The organism is Rheinheimera mesophila, assembly GCF_000986865.1.
Lineage (GTDB): Bacteria > Pseudomonadota > Gammaproteobacteria > Enterobacterales > Alteromonadaceae > Pararheinheimera > Pararheinheimera mesophila.
Genome location: NZ_LAVS01000015.1, coordinates 37,566 through 54,151, shown reverse-complemented (window position 1 = coordinate 54,151; position 16,586 = coordinate 37,566). Strand labels below are relative to the sequence as shown.

General features: G+C 47.1%; 21 protein-coding genes. 13 read left to right on the top strand and 8 right to left on the bottom strand.

Annotation, left to right across the window (positions count from 1 at the left end; genetic code table 11):
• The 5 genes from lptB to SD53_RS07845 all read right to left on the bottom strand — a co-directional run.
• Window positions 1-645, bottom strand: a 645-nt coding sequence (gene lptB, locus SD53_RS07865; RefSeq protein ID WP_046519678.1) for an LPS export ABC transporter ATP-binding protein, incomplete at its 3' end; no start/stop codon positions are given.
• Window positions 645-1,139: a lipopolysaccharide transport periplasmic protein LptA gene (gene lptA, locus SD53_RS07860; RefSeq protein ID WP_046519677.1), complete on the bottom strand. Its 495-nt coding sequence runs from the start codon at window positions 1,137-1,139 to the stop codon at window positions 645-647. The genes lptB and lptA, both read right to left, overlap by 1 nt.
• Window positions 1,129-1,683: an LPS export ABC transporter periplasmic protein LptC gene (lptC, locus tag SD53_RS07855; RefSeq protein WP_052749303.1), complete on the bottom strand. Its 555-nt coding sequence runs from the start codon at window positions 1,681-1,683 to the stop codon at window positions 1,129-1,131. Before lptC ends, lptA begins: the two co-directional genes overlap by 11 nt.
• Complete coding sequence (gene kdsC, locus SD53_RS07850; RefSeq protein ID WP_046519676.1) at window positions 1,680-2,237, bottom strand: 3-deoxy-manno-octulosonate-8-phosphatase KdsC; 558 nt, start codon at window positions 2,235-2,237, stop codon at window positions 1,680-1,682. The genes lptC and kdsC overlap by 4 nt, the downstream gene beginning before the upstream one ends.
• A complete protein-coding gene (locus SD53_RS07845) occupies window positions 2,237-3,205 on the bottom strand; it encodes a KpsF/GutQ family sugar-phosphate isomerase (RefSeq protein ID WP_046519675.1) in 969 nt (322 codons plus the stop codon). Before SD53_RS07845 ends, kdsC begins: the two co-directional genes overlap by 1 nt.
• 413 nt (window positions 3,206-3,618) lie before the next feature.
• Here SD53_RS07845 and SD53_RS07840 point away from each other — a divergent pair, with 413 nt between their 5' ends.
• Genes SD53_RS07840 through murA form a run of 7 tightly spaced genes read left to right on the top strand, consistent with a single transcriptional unit; the run spans window position 3,619 to window position 8,169 of the window.
• Window positions 3,619-4,434 carry an ATP-binding cassette domain-containing protein gene (locus SD53_RS07840; RefSeq protein ID WP_046519674.1) on the top strand — a complete coding sequence of 272 codons (816 nt, stop codon included), beginning with the start codon at window positions 3,619-3,621 and terminating at the stop codon, window positions 4,432-4,434.
• Complete coding sequence (mlaE, locus tag SD53_RS07835) at window positions 4,431-5,213, top strand: lipid asymmetry maintenance ABC transporter permease subunit MlaE (RefSeq protein WP_046519673.1); 783 nt, start codon at window positions 4,431-4,433, stop codon at window positions 5,211-5,213. Before SD53_RS07840 ends, mlaE begins: the two co-directional genes overlap by 4 nt.
• 3 nt (window positions 5,214-5,216) lie before the next feature.
• Window positions 5,217-5,684, top strand: coding sequence for an outer membrane lipid asymmetry maintenance protein MlaD (mlaD, locus tag SD53_RS07830; RefSeq protein WP_046519672.1), 468 nt, complete (start codon window positions 5,217-5,219; stop codon window positions 5,682-5,684).
• A gap of 2 nt (window positions 5,685-5,686) precedes the next feature.
• Window positions 5,687-6,352: an MlaC/ttg2D family ABC transporter substrate-binding protein gene (locus SD53_RS07825; protein WP_046519671.1), complete on the top strand. Its 666-nt coding sequence runs from the start codon at window positions 5,687-5,689 to the stop codon at window positions 6,350-6,352.
• Window positions 6,339-6,650 carry an STAS domain-containing protein gene (locus SD53_RS07820; RefSeq protein ID WP_173425690.1) on the top strand — a complete coding sequence of 104 codons (312 nt, stop codon included), beginning with the start codon at window positions 6,339-6,341 and terminating at the stop codon, window positions 6,648-6,650. The genes SD53_RS07825 and SD53_RS07820 overlap by 14 nt, the downstream gene beginning before the upstream one ends.
• On the top strand, window positions 6,640-6,897 hold the full coding sequence (locus tag SD53_RS07815) for a BolA family protein (RefSeq protein ID WP_046519669.1): 258 nt from the start codon (window positions 6,640-6,642) through the stop codon (window positions 6,895-6,897). Before SD53_RS07820 ends, SD53_RS07815 begins: the two co-directional genes overlap by 11 nt.
• Before the next feature lie 9 nt (window positions 6,898-6,906).
• Window positions 6,907-8,169, top strand: a complete 1,263-nt coding sequence (gene murA, locus SD53_RS07810) for a UDP-N-acetylglucosamine 1-carboxyvinyltransferase (protein ID WP_046519668.1) — start codon at window positions 6,907-6,909, stop codon at window positions 8,167-8,169.
• A gap of 68 nt (window positions 8,170-8,237) precedes the next feature.
• Here murA and degS read toward each other — a convergent pair whose 3' ends face one another.
• The 3 genes from degS to SD53_RS07795 form a co-directional block, all read right to left on the bottom strand.
• The gene (gene degS / locus SD53_RS07805; protein ID WP_046519667.1) at window positions 8,238-9,317 is read right to left on the bottom strand and encodes an outer membrane-stress sensor serine endopeptidase DegS; all 1,080 of its coding nucleotides are present in this window, start codon (window positions 9,315-9,317) and stop codon (window positions 8,238-8,240) included.
• A gap of 98 nt (window positions 9,318-9,415) precedes the next feature.
• Entirely contained in the window at window positions 9,416-10,777 is a 1,362-nt protein-coding gene (locus SD53_RS07800) for a Do family serine endopeptidase (RefSeq protein WP_046519666.1), read from the bottom strand.
• A gap of 77 nt (window positions 10,778-10,854) precedes the next feature.
• Window positions 10,855-11,307 carry a Z-ring associated ZapG family protein gene (locus SD53_RS07795; protein ID WP_046519665.1) on the bottom strand — a complete coding sequence of 151 codons (453 nt, stop codon included), beginning with the start codon at window positions 11,305-11,307 and terminating at the stop codon, window positions 10,855-10,857.
• A 124-nt stretch (window positions 11,308-11,431) separates the two neighbouring features.
• Between SD53_RS07795 and zapE the strand changes: the two genes are divergently transcribed.
• The 6 genes from zapE (at window position 11,432) to SD53_RS07765 (ending at window position 16,547) form a co-directional block, all read left to right on the top strand.
• Window positions 11,432-12,526 carry a cell division protein ZapE gene (zapE, locus tag SD53_RS07790; RefSeq protein WP_046519664.1) on the top strand — a complete coding sequence of 365 codons (1,095 nt, stop codon included), beginning with the start codon at window positions 11,432-11,434 and terminating at the stop codon, window positions 12,524-12,526.
• A 175-nt stretch (window positions 12,527-12,701) separates the two neighbouring features.
• Window positions 12,702-13,130 carry a 50S ribosomal protein L13 gene (gene rplM, locus SD53_RS07785; protein ID WP_046519663.1) on the top strand — a complete coding sequence of 143 codons (429 nt, stop codon included), beginning with the start codon at window positions 12,702-12,704 and terminating at the stop codon, window positions 13,128-13,130.
• Between the two features lie 12 nt (window positions 13,131-13,142).
• Complete coding sequence (rpsI, locus tag SD53_RS07780; protein WP_008899943.1) at window positions 13,143-13,535, top strand: 30S ribosomal protein S9; 393 nt, start codon at window positions 13,143-13,145, stop codon at window positions 13,533-13,535.
• A 410-nt stretch (window positions 13,536-13,945) separates the two neighbouring features.
• Window positions 13,946-14,536, top strand: coding sequence for a ubiquinol-cytochrome c reductase iron-sulfur subunit (petA, locus tag SD53_RS07775; RefSeq protein ID WP_046519662.1), 591 nt, complete (start codon window positions 13,946-13,948; stop codon window positions 14,534-14,536).
• Entirely contained in the window at window positions 14,536-15,810 is a 1,275-nt protein-coding gene (locus SD53_RS07770; protein WP_046519661.1) for a cytochrome b, read from the top strand. The genes petA and SD53_RS07770 overlap by 1 nt, the downstream gene beginning before the upstream one ends.
• Window positions 15,810-16,547 (top strand): cytochrome c1, encoded by a 738-nt coding sequence (locus tag SD53_RS07765; RefSeq protein WP_046519660.1) that lies wholly within the window; start codon window positions 15,810-15,812, stop codon window positions 16,545-16,547. The genes SD53_RS07770 and SD53_RS07765 overlap by 1 nt, the downstream gene beginning before the upstream one ends.
• Window positions 16,548-16,586 lie beyond the last annotated feature (39 nt).

Genomic DNA, 16,586 nt, shown 5'->3' with positions numbered 1-16,586 from the left:
AATCAGTTCTCCATGACTTACAATATAGGCAATTTCACAGACATCAAGCGTTTCGCGCACATTGTGGTCAGTGATCAGCACACCTATACCTCGTTGACACAAATGCTGAATGATTTTTTTTATATCTAACACTGAAATAGGATCAACGCCAGCAAAAGGTTCATCTAAAAGGATAAATGCCGGATCGGCAGCTAAAGCTCTGGCGATTTCCACCCGTCGACGCTCACCTCCTGATAAGCTCATACCCAAACTATTGCGGATATGGCCGATGTGGAATTCGTCCAGCAGCGCATCGGCTTTTTCTTCGCGCTGTTCTTCCGTGAGATCTTTACGGTGTTGCAAAATCGCCAGCAGGTTGTCGTACACAGTCAACTTACGAAAAATAGAACTTTCTTGCGGCAAATAACCAATACCCAGGCGGGCGCGGGCATGGATGGGATCAAAGGTGATTTCTTTGCCGTCTAAGGTGATGTGGCCTTTATCAGAGGGCACCAGACCCACAATCATATAAAAGGTGGTTGTCTTACCCGCCCCATTTGGCCCCAGCAAACCGACAATCTGACCTGCTTTGACTTCCAGACTAACGTCTTTGACCACCTGGCGGCCTTTATAACTTTTCGCCAGATGGGACGCGACTAACTTCATTATTCTTTTCCTTCCGGGCTGAACACTGTGGTGACACGTTCGGTTTTTTTACCGTCTGACTGCGCTTCCAGCTCCTGTTTTTCCAGGTTGTATTTAATCACCGCACCTTGCACCATACTGCCACTCTGACTCAGTTCAGCATTACCTGTCAGCACCAGTGTGCCATTGGCGACGTCATAACGAATTTCATTAGCACTGGCTCTGATAGGTTTTTCGCCATCGAGCATTTGCGAATAAGTCGCGGGTTGGCCTGAAGCGATAAAGACTTCTTTGCCTTTGCCTGCGCTGGCAATGACTTCCAGTTTATCGGCTTCAATTAACAGGCTGCCTTGTTCCACTTTGACGTTGTCGACAAAGGTCATCACCTTATCTTTAATGGAGCCAAACTGACGGTCGGAACCGACCTGAATTTCTTTTTTGAAATCGTCGGGTCCGGCCTGAATGACGGCACTGAACGTCAAAGCGATACTTAATAAAATAATGTTACTTTTCATTGTAATAAACCGTTTTAGTGTGCTGTTTCAGCTCTATGTTCTGTGCGTTTAAATCGGCCAGCATGCCCTGACCTGTAATTTGGAAACCCAGTCCGAAGATCCGCACCTGTTCGCTCGATTGCAGTGTATTGTTGTCGAACAGCAGCTCAACCGCATTGGTCTCTATCCGGGTAAAGAGTGGGTCTGTCGCCATATTACGCAGCTCCACCCTCTGTTCGAGAATAAGTTTGTCATCAGGATAAAGTACGGCCTGCTCGCTTGTCACTTGCCATAATGGCACTTTTTGCTGGTAAATGGTGTAGATAGGGAAATCAAACTGTAAAAAACCGAAACGCTCGAAATGCTCCATGCGCTGCGCCCGGATCAAGTCAGACAAGTGGCCTTCCTTGTCATAAATCATCCGGGTCAGGTCCTGCGCCACATAGTCAGGTTGACTATCCTGATTGGCTGGCAAGCCGCTTTGTTCCTGCTCCAGTAGTTGCCAGCTATAAAAACCAGCAGCGGCGGCCACGATGAGCAGTAGCCATAGAAATTGACGGATCATGTACTACTTCCTGAAAATTCAGCAAATTTACCCTGACAGGTCAAAAGCAAATCGCACAGTTCACGCACTGCGCCAAAACCACCGGGTAATGTACAACGGTAGTCAGCGTGCAACGCGAGGTAAGGATGTGCATCCTTTACCGCAACGCTCAATCCACAGTGTTGCATCACGGCCCAGTCGGCTAAATCATCGCCGATAAAAGCAATTTGTGAGGTTTCGAGTGCCAGTTTCTGCTGGAGTTCAGCAAAAGCGGCTAGTTTATTTTCTTGTCCCTGATAAATGTAAGGGACAGTGAGTGACGTCATACGTTGCTGTACTAGATCGGAGCGACGACCTGTAATCACGGCTACTTCAATACCTGCATGACGTAATGCTTTAATACCATAGCCATCGCGGGTGTGAAATGCCTTCAGTTCCTCGCCCTGATTGCCCAGATAAATCCGGCCATCAGAGAACACGCCGTCGACATCACAGATCAATAAACGGATCTGCTGAGCTTTGTGCTCCAGCTCCGGGCTGACGGCCTGATACATTTGAGCAAATAAAGACGACATTAAAGCACCCCGGCTTTGAGTAAATCATGCATATTCAGCGCACCTACAGGCTGTTGGTGTTCGTTCACTACAATCAGACCATTAATTTTGCGTTGTTCCATCACTTGTAACGCTTCTGCCGCCAGCATAGCAGGTTTAGCCGTGATGCAGTTTCTGGTCATCAGACTGGCGATACGGGCTTGATGCAAATCAACTTGTTGATCCAGGACGCGGCGCAAATCACCATCGGTAAATAATCCTGCCAGTTGACCAGCGTCATCGACAATAGCTGTCATGCCCAGGCCTTTGCGGGAAATTTCCAGCAGTGCTTCTTTCAGGCTGACCTGGTGATGCACTACAGGCAGAGCCTCACCACTGTGCATTATATCTTCCAGTCGTAACAATAAACGCCGGCCTAAGCTGCCGCCCGGATGAGATAAGGCAAAGTCATCCGCAGAAAAGCCCCGTGCATCCAGTAAAGCTACAGCTATTGCATCTCCCATCGCCAGGGTAGCTGTAGTGCTGGCGGTAGGTGCCAGACCCAAAGGACATGCTTCCTGTTCAACCCGGACACAGAGATGAATATCAGACAAAGTCGCCAGCGTCGATTCTGCACGTCCTGTCATACTAATGAGTTTGATGCCGCGACGTTTCAAAACCGGCACTATGGTCAGAACTTCTGCGGTTTCTCCTGAATTAGATATGGCAAGCACCACATCATGCTGGGTGATCATGCCCAAATCACCATGACTGGCTTCCGCCGGATGTACAAAAAATGCTGGCGTACCAGTGGAGGCTAAGGTGGCGGCAATCTTATTGGCGATATGGCCGGATTTACCCATCCCAATCACAATGACACGACCTGTACAGTCATACATCATCTGACAAGCCAGATTAAAACCCTCGTCTATATAAGCGGCCAGTTGGGTCACCGCTGTGGCTTCAATTTGTAATACCTGCAAAGCCTGAGGGCGAAAGTCCAGAGTCATGCAAAAGTCCCCATTTAGTAATCAGTGCCAACTGGGTTGGATCTGAGTTCATTGGAAAGGATCCGGTTAGAGAATCTGTGTCGTTGTCTATGCCTGCTATTCGCAAAACCAATGACTTAGGATAGCAAGAGCTGAAATATTAAGCTGCGATTCACTTTCAGCGCGGCACACTTTGCGCCTGTACACAGAGGCAGATATTTTCGTGCTTCTCAGACCTAAATGCAAAAGATTACGTAAAACAAATGAATTATTCTGTTTTTGCAATCAGTTGTTACTATTTTTTATAAGGTTGTTGCGGCGAAAAACCTATACAATAGTGCCTCTTTGTGAATCCGCTTCGCTTGAAGTCGCTGTTGTGCATAGGTATATTGCGCGCCTTTAATTTTAGCGATACGCGCTAGTCTTTTTTATCAATGAGGATCAACGTGTCAGATATTCTGGTAGACATTCAGCACCTGACGTTCAAACGTGGTGACCGTGTGATCTATGATGACATGAGCATGCAGTTTCAGCGTGGCAAAGTCACCGCCATTATGGGGCCGAGCGGTATTGGTAAAACTACATTGCTGCGCCTGATTGGCGGACAGCTTAAACCTGAGCAGGGAAAAATACTGATCAATGGTCAGGACATTCCTACTTTGAATCGTAAAGATTTGTACAAAGCCAGGCAAAAAATGGGCATGTTGTTTCAAAGTGGCGCCCTGTTCAGCGATATGTCGGTGTATGACAATGTCGCCTTTCCTATTCGTGAGCATACCCGTCTGCCGGAAGAGATTATCCGTCTGATGGTGCTGATGAAACTGGAAGCTGTAGGCTTGCGTGGCGCCCGCGATTTAATGCCGGCTGAACTCTCTGGTGGTATGGCCCGGCGGGCTGCGCTGGCCCGCGCTATTGCTCTTGACCCTCAACTGATTATGTATGATGAGCCATTTGCTGGTCAGGATCCGATTTCGATGGGGGTAATAGTGCGCTTGATCCGCTCGTTGAATAACGCGTTAGGTTTAACCTCTGTTGTTGTTTCACATGATGTCAATGAAGTAATGAGTATTGCGGATTACGTCTATGTGGTGGCAGAACAAAAAGTGATAGGGCAGGGTACGCCGGATGAACTTCGGGCCCATCCTTCTGCCTTAGTACAACAATTTTTGCAGGGACAGTCTGATGGTCCTGTGCCTTTCCACTTTAAAGCAGCCAGTTACAGTGCTGAATTAATGGAGTTAGCCAAGTGATAGTGGATAAGTTACAGCAACTTGGACAACACAGTATTGCTAAGATCCAGGGCATGGGCCGTGCAACTTTAATGTTGTTTGGTGCTTTAGTGGCCTGGCCAACGCCGCGTAAAAGCTTTCCACTGTTGTTAAAGCAGTTGTATGTGGTTGGGGTGTTGTCTTTACTGATTATTCTGGTGTCTGGTTTGTTTATCGGCATGGTGCTGGCATTACAAGGCTACACTGTGCTGTCTAAATTCGGCGCTGAGCAGATGTTAGGCCCTTTGGTCGCGTTGAGCTTGTTGCGGGAATTAGGGCCTGTGGTAACCGCCTTGTTGTTTGCCGGCCGTGCCGGTAGTGCGTTGACCGCAGAAATAGGCCTGATGAAAGCCACAGAACAGCTTTCCGGTATGGAAATGATGGCCGTGGATCCGCTGCGCCGTATCATAGCGCCGCGCTTTTGGGCCGGTGTGATCAGTATGCCGTTACTGGCCCTGATCTTTACTGCAGTAGGTATTTTAGGTGGTCATCTGGTCGGTGTGGATTGGTTGGGTGTAGACGGCGGTGGGTATTGGTCCGCGATGCAGGCCAACGTCGATTTTCAGCAAGATATTCTCAACGGTGTGATTAAAAGTGTGGTCTTTGCCTTGATTGTAACCTGGATAGCCTTACATAAGGGGTTTGATGCGGTTCCTACCTCGGAGGGGATCAGCCAGGCGACCACACAGACAGTCGTGACCTCATCGTTAGCGGTCTTAGGTTTTGACTTTATATTAACAGCAGTAATGTTTGGTGGATAAAAAATGACATCTCGCAAAATCGAAGTGTTGGTGGGTCTGTTTGTAGCTTTGGCTATAGCTGCTTTTCTGTTGTTAGCGCTGAAAGTGGCCAACAGCGGCATGACGGGCTCAGGTGAAACTTATATGTTATACGCCAAGTTTGAAAACATTGGCGGCTTAAAAGTTCGTTCGCCGATTAAAGTGGGTGGGGTAGTGGTAGGGCGGGTTCGTTCTATCGAACTCAATACTGAAGAATATTCCCCTGTGGTGGCGATGGAAATTGATAGCCAATACAACAATTTTCCTGAAACCAGCTCGGTGGCTATTTTGACCTCAGGTTTGTTAGGTGAACAGTATTTAGGGTTACAGCCTGGTTTTGTCGATGAGACAGTCTCCATTCTGAAAAGTGGCGATTATGTGGAAGACACCAAGTCAGCTATCGTACTGGAAGAGTTAATTGGCCAGTTCTTATTTAACAGAGGAAGTAACTAAGCATGAAAAATTTGCTGGTAAAAATTGCAGCGACAGCGCTGATTTCTTTTGGGTTAGTTGCCCAGACTTTCGCCGCTGAGGTCAAAACCTATGATGATCCGTACAAAATGATCGAAGCTGTGGCGGATCAAACCTTCCGTCGTATTTCTGCTGATCAACCTTTAATCCAAAAGGATTTAGAGCATTTACGGGTGATCGTCAATGAGGAATTAGTGCCTTACATTGACAGTCGCTATGCCGCTTTCCGCGTGATAGGTAATTACATTAAACAAACCAAACCAGAAGAACGTGATGCTTTTGTGGTGGCCTTTAAGGACTATATGGTAGCGACCTATGCTGGTGCATTGACCCAGTATAAAAACCAGAAAGTGATTTTTGAGCCGGCAAAAGCTGTAGGTAACCAGAATATTGTTACGATCAAAACCCGTGTGATTGATCCAGGCAAGCCGGATATCAACATCGAGTTTAAACTGCGTCGTGCTAAAGATGCGCAGAACTGGCAGGTATTTGATATGGTGGCTGAAGGTATTTCTCTGCTGGACAGCAAAAGAGCAGAATTGGGTAACCTGATCCGTCAGCAAGGTTTGGCCAGCGTCACAGCTTTGTTAGTGGAAAAATCAAAAGCTCCTATCACAGCTCCTTTGCAGGGTAATGATGCTAAAAATTAGTCAGCAACAACAAACACTGTTTTTTGCCGGCGCCCTGGATCGGCAAACTGTGCCCACCCAGTGGCCATTTAAGTTATTAAAAAAGCTAAATGGCGCTGTGGTATTCGATTTCAGTGATTTGGCTTTGGTCGATACCGCCGGGCTTGCCTGGTTACTGCATCAGGTGGCGCAGGCCACTCAGCTTGGCTTAACTATCCAGATGCGTCATGTGCCTGAGCAATTAATTTCGCTGGCGCAGTTGTCAGATGTGTTGGCATTGTTGCCATTAGAAAAAGAGGATAAAGGCCATGCAGTGTAACGAGATTGAGCAGCTATTAACTGAAGAATTAAAGCTGGCAGAGGTCTATGTCAAAGCCGAAGGCAACCATTATGCTGTGACTGCAATAGGCGACTGTTTTGACGGCGTCAGCCGGGTTAAGCAGCAACAAATGATCTATGCCCCTTTGATGGCAGCCATTGCAGATGGTAGTATTCATGCTGTTTCGATCAAAACTTTCACGCCGACTCAATGGCGTCGTGAAAAATTACTTAACCCACCTGTATAGTAGTTAAAAATGCAACAATTTCTGGTTTCAGGCGGCGCCACTTTAAAAGGTGACGTTGTTATTTCCGGCGCTAAAAACGCCGCACTTCCTATTTTATTCGCCACTATTCTGGCTGAGCAGCCGTCTGTGCTGAGCAATGTTCCTGTGTTGAAGGACATCGACACCACCTTCAAATTGTTGCGTATTTTTGGTGCACAAGTCAGCCGTGACGATCATCAGGTGACAGTGGATGCGACTGCTATTCACAGCCAGATGGCTCCCTATGAGCTGGTCAAGACGATGCGCGCTTCGATTCTGGCACTAGGACCTTTATTAGCACGTTTTGGTCATGCTGAGGTGTCCTTGCCCGGTGGTTGTGCCATTGGCGCCCGTCCGGTCAATCTGCATATCGACGGTTTGCGCAAAATGGGTGCTGAGATCACAGTGGAAGCTGGTTACATCAAAGCCAAAGCGGCCCGCTTGCACGGTGCTCATATTTTTATGGATATAGTCAGTGTCACTGGTACTGAAAATCTGATGATGGCTGCTGTGTTGGCGGATGGTTTAACCATTATTGAAAACGCTGCACGTGAGCCGGAAGTGGTGGATTTAGCCAAATATCTGATTGCTATGGGGGCAGATATTCAGGGGGCAGGCACTGATACCATTCGTATTACCGGCAAAGAGAAGCTGCATGGCGCTCATCACACCGTATTACCAGATCGCATTGAAACCGGCACTTTCTTAGTCGCAGCCGCTGTAACAGGTGGTGATGTCACCTGTTTAAATGCATCGCCCGCTGAGCTTGAGGTGGTGCTGGAAAAACTGCGTGAAGCAGGGGCAGATGTTAGTTCAGGACCAGATTGGATCCGTCTGAACATGACAGGCCGCACCTTAAAATCTGTGAATGTAAAGACTGTACCTCACCCTGGTTTTCCGACCGACATGCAAGCTCAGTTCACTGTACTGAATGTGGTAGCTGAAGGTGTGGGAATGGTCACAGAGACTATTTTTGAGAATCGCTTCATGCATGTGCCTGAATTACAACGTATGGGCGCAGATATTCAGTTGGAAGGCAATACAGCGCTGATTAAGCATACAGATAAACTGATGGGTGCTCAGGTGATGGCCACCGATTTACGGGCTTCTGCCAGTTTAGTGATTGCAGGTTTAGTGGCTGAAGGGGACACCATAGTGGATCGTATTTATCACATCGACCGTGGCTACGAGCAGATTGAGCACAAGCTCAAAGGTTTGGGGGCCAGGATTCAGAGGATCAACGCCCCTGCCTGATCCGAGGTTCGGTGAATAAAAAAGTCAGCGGTTTTTGCCACTGGCTTTTTTATTTGTCCGTCAGTCGTTTAGTTGAGCTCACGTATCACTACAGGTATTTTTAGCTGCTTACCTTGTCGGTCAATCGACATTTGCAAGGTTGTATCCGGAGCGGTTTCAGCGATTAAATCCAGTGCATGGTGCACGCTGGTCAGGGTTTCGCCGTTGATTTGCTGCAGAATATCACCGACCTGTAAACCGGCAATAGCGGCAGGGCTTAAAGGTTCAATAGCGCTGATTTTGACGCCAAACAAGGTTTGTGCTGTGGATATCATCAAGTCGCCGGCAGGGTTCACCACCGGATCTCCGCTGACACCTAAATAACCCCGGATCACCCGGCCATGCTTGATCAGTTTTTGCAGCACATTACTAGCAAGGCGATAAGGCACCGCAAAAAATATCCCCTGAATATCCTGATTACGCTGGCGTTGAAAGGCCGCGGTATTGATACCCACTAAAACACCATTGCTATTGATTAAAGCGCCTCCTGAATTACCGGCGTTAATAGCCGCATCCATCTGCATAAAGTCGGCATAACCATTGGCCGGGCTCAAGCCGGCACGCCCTGTGGCACTGATCACTCCCTGAGTAATGGCTTGTCCCAGGTTAAAAGGGTTCCCTATGGCTAATACGACATCACCCACTTGCGGCTCTAAACTGGCATCCTGAGGGATCACTGGCAGATTGTCTGCCTCAACATACAAGACGGCTAAGTCGGTTAATTGATCCTGACCGATCAGCACGGCATCAAAAACCCGGCCATCTTGCAAAGCGACAGAGATTTGGTCTGCACCATAGACCACGTGGTAGTTGGTCAGGACATAACCCTGAGCATTCATGATCACACCTGAACCCAGTTCCTGGCGTTCGATGGTGCGGCTTTGATAAGAGCGCGGATCCTGACTGGTACTTTTTGTGTATACATTGACCACTGCAGGTGCGGCGGCACGAACCGCCTTAGAATAAGATACCGGCGCAGGCAACGATTCTTTTTCCTGCCAAAAATTCAGCTTCAGTCCTGGTTGCGGGTTGAAAAATACCAACCACAGCATGGCGATTGCCAGACCATAAGCGACACTTTTTAATAGACTTATCAGAAGTTTGGACACAGGAAGAAATTAAGAAACTAAAGGATTTTGCAAGCATAACACTAAAACAGAAGTTGCAGTAGCAAGCCAATAGCCTGCTACTGCAAAAAGTTAAGCGATTAACGTATTAACACATACAGGATACGTTCACCACGTTGAATCTGCAGCGCTATCACACCTGAGCTCTTGCTCAGAATATCGCGCAGTTCCTTAGTGGTCGTGACTCGGCTGCGGCTTACACCAACGATCACATCGCCTTTTTCCAGTCCTAAAGCTGCTGCGGGTGAACGACCAGCCACATCGTTGATCACGACACCTGCTTCGCCATCCGGAGTTTTTCCATCACTCAGGCTGGCACCTTCGAGCATAGGATGCAGCACTTTAGCCTCTGCAGTGGTTGCTTCTGCTGCTTCTAATGTGACTTTGACCGTCATGGCTTTGTCTTCGCGCAGAATACCCAAGGTAATCTCTTTACCCACACCTAAGGTCGCTATTTTTGCTCTGATTTCAGTAAATGAACCAATTTTTTTACCATTCAGATGCGTAATAATATCGCCACTTTTCAGACCTGCTTTATCTGCAGCAGACCCCGGGATCACTTCCTGTACCCAGCCACCTTTGTTGGTTTTAGCTTTCATCGCCTTAGCAATTTCAGCATTTAAATCACCGCCCCGCACACCAAGAGCACCGCGGCGTACCTCACCGTATTCAATAAACTGAGCGACCAGATTTTTCATCATATTGGCAGGAATGGCAAAACCTATGCCGATATTGCCGCCGTTTGGACCCAGTATGGCGGTATTAATACCAATCAGCTCGCCTTTGAGGTTCACTAAAGCGCCCCCTGAGTTACCACTGTTGATGGCAGCATCGGTCTGAATAAAATCTTCATAACCTTCGATGCCTAAACCACCGCGGCCCAGGGCACTGACAATACCTGAAGTGACGGTTTGACCCAAACCAAAGGGATTACCTATAGCAATGGTAAAATCCCCCACTCTTAACGCATCCGAGTCCGCCAAAGCGACTTGTGTCAGATCTTCAGCCTCGATTTGTAGCAAAGCGATGTCACTCTCTGGATCTTCACCAATTTTTTTCGCTTTATAGCTGCGGCCATCTTTTAAGGTGACCTGAATTTCAGAGGCTTCGTTAATGACATGATGGTTGGTGACTACATAACCTTTTTTGGCGTCAATGATCACGCCTGAACCCAAACCACGGAAAGGTTGTTCCTGACGCAGTTCACCACCACGACCTAAAAATTGCTCTAATGCACCGGGCAAACGCTGACGAACCTCACGGCTACCAGCGACAGAGATATTGACCACTGCCGGAGTTACATTTTCCAACATAGGGGCCAAACTTGGCATTTCCTGATCGCCAGCACCAAAGAAAGGTAATTTGGCATGAGCTGGCGCGGGCTGCGCCAGCAGGAAGGCGGCAAAAATACTGACACTGACTAAAGATAACTGCGACTTCATAGTAGGTAATGCTCCTTTACGCGGACGACGCCACTGTACAGATGACGTCACTAAGAATGCTTTACCAGTCGAAAAGTTCAGTTGTCCGATGAGTTTTGCTCAGTTTTATTTTTCATTAAACCACTAGCGGTATTGGAATAATCCAGTGGTTGATAGGATGGCTCATCCTTCACTTTGCGACGCTCATCCAGTTTATGGATCGACTGGCGAATTTGTGCCGTAGTGTCTGCCGAGAAATAATTCAGCTCACTGCGGTTGTCAAATGTTGGTCTTTCGATCAACTGCATCTTGGTCTGTGCCATGTGGCGGGCAATTTTTTCGTAGTTTTCGTGGAGCTGACTCATCAGTTGATGGGTGGTTTCCACATGTTCTGTCACATCGCTACGATATTGCTGCAGCTGTTGTTTGGTTTCGTTTAGCTCCACCTGCAGTTTGCTCTGATTAAATTGGCGCAAACAGTACAAGCGGGTTGCCACTATGCCAACCACTAAGCCAGCTACTAACCAGGCCAAGGCAAAAGTAACAGTCATAACAACTCCTGAAAAATTAGTTAGTTCAACAATAGTTTAACCTATCTTCTTATCCAGAGTGGTAAGGCATGTTACTATTACGACCATTATTTAGGGTTAATTGGCTTATTTTTCAATATCCGGCATGACGACACCACTGCAAAAATATCAACAAGACCTCCAACGTGAAGATTTTCTGTTTGATGCGGCTCAGCAAAATGCGGTGCAACATCTGGAACGTCTATACCAGCAATTTGTGCAGGACAAACCTGTTAAACAGAGCTTTTTCGATAAGTTGCTGGGTAAAAAGCCAGAGATAACACCATTAAAGGGACTCTATTTCTGGGGTGGGGTGGGCCGGGGTAAAACTTATCTGGTGGATACCTTTTATGAATGCCTGCCAACAACACGTAAGCTGCGTATTCATTTTCACCGCTTTATGCACAAGGTGCATCAGGAGCTTAAATCTCTGCCAGGGGTGTCCGACCCGTTAAAAATTGTGGCCGATCGCTTTAAAGCTGAAACGGACATCTTATGTTTTGACGAGTTTTTTGTGTCTGACATCACAGATGCAATGATTTTAGGCACCCTGATGCAAGAGTTGTTTGCCCGCGGTATTACACTGGTGGCCACCTCTAATATTGAACCTGACGGTCTGTACCGCAACGGTCTGCAGCGGGCCCGCTTTTTACCGGCCATAGCGTTAATCAAGCAGCACACCGAGGTAGTGAATGTCGACAGTGGCATAGATTACCGGCTTCGTACTTTAACTCAGGCTGAGATTTATCATTCGCCTTTGGATGCAAAAGCAGATTGTAATCTGGCAGAGTATTTTTTAGCTTTGTCGGTTGAACCGCGCCAGGAGCAAGCTCAGATTGAAATTGCCGGTCGGACTTTAACCAGCCGCAAAGAAGCGGACGGTATTATCTGGTTTGATTTTTCTGAACTCTGTGAAACGGCCCGCAGTCAGTATGATTATATGGAACTGAGTAAGTGTTATCACACAGTTCTGTTGTCGAATGTGACCCAGATGGGACAGACCCGCGATGATGTCGCCAGGCGCTTTATTGCCCTGGTTGACGAGTTCTATGAACGCCATGTCAAACTGATTATTTCCGCTGCTGTGCCTATGGAACAACTTTATCTAGAAGGCATTTTGTCTTTCGAATTTAAACGCTGCTTAAGTCGCCTGCAGGAGATGCAATCGCACGATTATCTGGCCAAAGAACATTTACCGTAATTTTTTCTGTAAATGGCTGTTTTTTATCATTGGTTACTATATAATCCGCGGCCGGCCCACGTTACAGCCTGAAATTGCCGTAGCCTGGCAGTTTATGTACTCGAAGGGGTGCGATAAGCGACACAATGAAGATTGTGTTAGGTGTAACAGTGTTATTTTTTTGGGTAGTTTTTAGATGAAAACTTTTACTGCTAAGCCAGAAAGCGTACAACGCGACTGGTTCGTTGTTGATGCAACAGGTAAGACACTTGGTCGTATCGCAACTGAGATCGCTCTTCGTTTACGCGGAAAGCACAAGCCAGAGTACACTCCACACGTTGACACCGGTGACTACATCATCGTTGTAAACGCTGACAAAGTGACTGTCACTGGTAACAAAGCAAAAAACAAAATGTACTACTCTCACAGTGGTTTCCCAGGTGGTATCAAAGAAATTAACTTTGAAAAACTGCTGGTTAAGAAGCCGGAGATGGTATTGGAAGCAGCCGTTAAAGGTATGTTGCCAAAAGGTCCTCTGGGCCGCGCTATGTTCCGTAAGTTAAAAGTTTATGCAGGCGCCGAGCATCAACATGCTGCTCAGCAACCGCAAGTTTTAGATATCTAATCGGAGCAGAACATGGCAACTAATCAATATTACGGTACTGGTCGTCGTAAGACCTCTACAGCTCGTGTATTCATCAAAGCAGGTTCAGGTAACATCGTTATCAACCAACGCTCTATCACTGAATACTTCGGTCGTGAAACTGCTCGTATGGTTGTGATGCAACCATTAGAGTTAGTGGAAATGGTAGGCAAGTTTGACTTATACGTCACTGTAAAAGGTGGTGGTATTTCTGGTCAGGCTGGCGCAATCCGCCACGGTATCACCCGCGCTCTGATGGAGTTCGACGAGTCTCTGCGCCCTGCATTACGTAAAGCTGGTTTCGTCACTCGTGACGCCCGTAAAGTTGAACGTAAGAAAGTGGGTCTGCATAAAGCTCGTAAGCGTCCACAGTACTCAAAACGTTAATTCGTTTTTTGTTGCAAAGAACCCGGTCTTGTACCGGGTTTTTTTATGTCCAAATTTTACAGTGCTGCTGCGTTGAGTAGCGCCATTGCTGCTGTGTAACTGGGCTGATATCGGAACGCTGGTTTTTTTATGCCGACATGATTTTTTTATCGCTAGAACAGCTTTGGTTGTGCTTGATCATGGCAGAAGTGGCTTTTTCAGGTTAAAACATGGTGATGCAAAGTTTTACTGACTATTCTGGTTTCGTATTTCGTCGAAAAACTGATGTCAGAACAAAGAGAATTCGGCTAAATCCTTGTGTAAAGCAGGGCTTTTCATTATGATCCGCCGTATTTTTCAACTTATAATAATCGCTGTAATTCAGCCGCTTAAAATATCAACATTTAAGCGTTTAACGTGGAGATGAGTGGATGAGCAATGCGCCTGTAGATCATGGTCGCCGTCGCTTTCTGACCATAGCAACTTCTGTAGTTGGTGGGGTTGGTGCGATTGGAGCTGCTGTTCCCTTTATTGCTTCCTGGAATCCGAGTGAAAAAGCTAAACAAGCCGGTGCAGCAGTCACCGCTGACATTAGTAAACTCGAAGACGGGCAGTTAATTCGGGTCGAATGGCGGGGTAAGCCGGTGTGGATCGTGAAGCGGACGCCAGCCATGCTGGAAAGTCTGAGCAAAGTGGTAGATAAACTTCGTGATCCAGCTTCTGAAGAGCCACAACAACCTGATTACGCTAAAAACGACCACCGTTCGAAAAAACCTGAGATTTTTGTTGCTGTGGGTATCTGTACTCATCTGGGCTGTTCTCCTACTTACCTGATGAAAGATTTCGACGCTCAGGTCGAAGGCATCCCTTCTGGTTTCTTCTGTCCATGCCATGGCTCTACCTACGATATGGCTGGCCGGGTGTTCTCTGGTGTTCCGGCACCAAAAAACCTGATGATTCCACCTTATATGTTTGTCGATGACACCACCATTTTAATTGGTGAAGATGAGGGGACAGCTTAATGTTTAAAAACTTTATGAGCTGGATTGAGTACCGTATGCCATTTATGGAGAAAATGAATCTTCATGTGTTGCAGTACCCAGCGCCAAAAAACTTTAACTTCTGGTACTTTTTTGGCTCTTTAGCCATGTTAGTACTGGTGAACCAAATCCTGACCGGTATTTGGTTAACCATGAACTTCGTTCCTACGGCTGAAGGCGCTTTTGCTTCAGTTGAATACATCATGCGTGATGTCGACTACGGCTGGTTGTTGCGTTACATGCACTCCACAGGCGCCTCCGCCTTCTTCGTTGTGGTTTACCTGCATATGCTGCGTGGCATGATGTATGGCTCTTACCAGAAACCACGGGAATTACTGTGGATTTTCGGTATGCTGATTTTCTTAGTGTTAATGGCTGAGGCATTCATGGGCTACTTGTTACCATGGGGTCAGATGTCGTTCTGGGGGGCTCAGGTTATTATTTCCATCTTCGGTGTTATTCCAGTGATTGGTGATGATTTAACGCTGTGGATCCGTGGTGACTACGTAATTTCAGGCGCTACCTTAAACCGCTTCTTTGCTTTACACGTGATTGCTTTGCCATTGGTATTAGTGGTGCTGGTGTTCTTGCACATCATCGCTTTGCATGAGGTGGGGTCAAACAACCCGGACGGTATTGATGTAAAACGTCCAAACGACGGTCAAAAGATTGAAGACAACGTGTCTGATAAATTCACCTTCCATGAATATTTCACCAAAGGTGGCAAGAAAATTATCGTTGATGCTATTCCTTTCCACCCGTATTACACGGTGAAAGACATAGTGGGTGTGGTCGGTTTCCTGTTTATTTTCTGCTGGGTTATTTTCTTTGCACCAGAAGGTGGTGGTTTCTTCCTGGAGCCGCCAAACTTTGAACCGGCAAACCCAATGAAAACACCTGACCATATAGCACCGGTTTGGTACTTCACCCCTTTCTACGCCATTTTACGTGCTGTACCTGATCAGCTGTTTGGTGCGATTTTTATGTTTCTTGCTATTCTTTTCCTGGCTTTACTGCCTTGGTTAGACCGTTGTCCGGTTCGTTCAGTGCGCTATCGCAGCACTCTGCACAAACTGAATCTGGCTAACTTTGTGATCAGCTTTGTGATACTGGGTATTTTAGGGGTTCTGCCTGCTACTCCAACTTATACCTTGTTAGCACAGATTTTCTCGTTCACTTATTTTGCTTACTTTGGCCTGTTATGGTTCTACAGTAAAAATGAGAAAACCAAGCCGTTGCCAGTGAGGTTATCCTGATGATTAGAACGTTATTTACTGTACTGGCGCTGGTTGCATCCAGCGCCGCTATGGCTGCGGCTCCGGCTGTGCATTTGGACAAAGCGCCTATTGATCTGACGGACAAAGAGTCACTGCAACGTGGTGCACGGATGTTCCAGAACTACTGTTTAGGTTGCCACCAGATGCAGTACCAGCGCTATTCCCGGACCTTCCGTGACTTGGGTATTCCCGATGATATAGGGATGGAAACCTTAGGCTTTACTGCAAACAAAGTGGGCGACCATATTAAAAATGCAGCGCCTAAGGCTGACCTGGCGAACTGGTTTGGTGCCGCACCACCAGATTTGACTAACGTGGCCCGTGTCCGTGGTCCTGACTGGCTTTATACTTATTTACGCACCTTCTATGCAGATCCAAGCCGTCCATTTGGTGTGAACAATGAAGTTTTCCCGATGGTGGGTATGCCACATGTATTACAGGAGCTGCAAGGTATCCCTTACAAAGCTACTGAAACACGTTTAGTTGACGGTGTTCCTACTGAAGTAGACGTTGGCATCAAAACAGACGGTTCAGGCGAATTGAGTACGGAAGAATATGACCGTGCTGTAGCTGATCTGGTGAACTATCTGGAATATACAGGTGAGCCTTCTAAGCTGGAGTCGCGCAGCTTAGGTATTAAGGTTCTGATTTTCTTAGGTATCTTCTTCATCTTCGCATTCCTGCTGAAGAAAGAATACTGGAGAGATGTTCACTAACTACAAGAGTGTTCGCCTTTGAAGGGGCCGCGAGGCCCC

Coding starts and splice junctions, on each gene's coding strand:
- kdsC (WP_046519676.1), bottom strand. CDS start 2,237: ATGTCGTCTTTATTTGCTCAAATGTATCAGGCCGTCAGCCCGGAGCTG.
- lptA (WP_046519677.1), bottom strand. CDS start 1,139: ATGAAAAGTAACATTATTTTATTAAGTATCGCTTTGACGTTCAGTGCC.
- petA (WP_046519662.1), top strand. CDS start 13,946: ATGAGCAATGCGCCTGTAGATCATGGTCGCCGTCGCTTTCTGACCATA.
- SD53_RS07845 (WP_046519675.1), bottom strand. CDS start 3,205: ATGACTCTGGACTTTCGCCCTCAGGCTTTGCAGGTATTACAAATTGAA.
- murA (WP_046519668.1), top strand. CDS start 6,907: ATGCAACAATTTCTGGTTTCAGGCGGCGCCACTTTAAAAGGTGACGTT.
- SD53_RS07770 (WP_046519661.1), top strand. CDS start 14,536: ATGTTTAAAAACTTTATGAGCTGGATTGAGTACCGTATGCCATTTATG.
- SD53_RS07765 (WP_046519660.1), top strand. CDS start 15,810: ATGATTAGAACGTTATTTACTGTACTGGCGCTGGTTGCATCCAGCGCC.
- rplM (WP_046519663.1), top strand. CDS start 12,702: ATGAAAACTTTTACTGCTAAGCCAGAAAGCGTACAACGCGACTGGTTC.
- SD53_RS07815 (WP_046519669.1), top strand. CDS start 6,640: ATGCAGTGTAACGAGATTGAGCAGCTATTAACTGAAGAATTAAAGCTG.
- SD53_RS07800 (WP_046519666.1), bottom strand. CDS start 10,777: ATGAAGTCGCAGTTATCTTTAGTCAGTGTCAGTATTTTTGCCGCCTTC.
- zapE (WP_046519664.1), top strand. CDS start 11,432: ATGACGACACCACTGCAAAAATATCAACAAGACCTCCAACGTGAAGAT.
- mlaD (WP_046519672.1), top strand. CDS start 5,217: ATGACATCTCGCAAAATCGAAGTGTTGGTGGGTCTGTTTGTAGCTTTG.
- SD53_RS07840 (WP_046519674.1), top strand. CDS start 3,619: ATGAGGATCAACGTGTCAGATATTCTGGTAGACATTCAGCACCTGACG.
- SD53_RS07795 (WP_046519665.1), bottom strand. CDS start 11,307: ATGACTGTTACTTTTGCCTTGGCCTGGTTAGTAGCTGGCTTAGTGGTT.
- SD53_RS07825 (WP_046519671.1), top strand. CDS start 5,687: ATGAAAAATTTGCTGGTAAAAATTGCAGCGACAGCGCTGATTTCTTTT.
- rpsI (WP_008899943.1), top strand. CDS start 13,143: ATGGCAACTAATCAATATTACGGTACTGGTCGTCGTAAGACCTCTACA.
- lptC (WP_052749303.1), bottom strand. CDS start 1,683: ATGATCCGTCAATTTCTATGGCTACTGCTCATCGTGGCCGCCGCTGCT.
- SD53_RS07820 (WP_173425690.1), top strand. CDS start 6,339: ATGCTAAAAATTAGTCAGCAACAACAAACACTGTTTTTTGCCGGCGCC.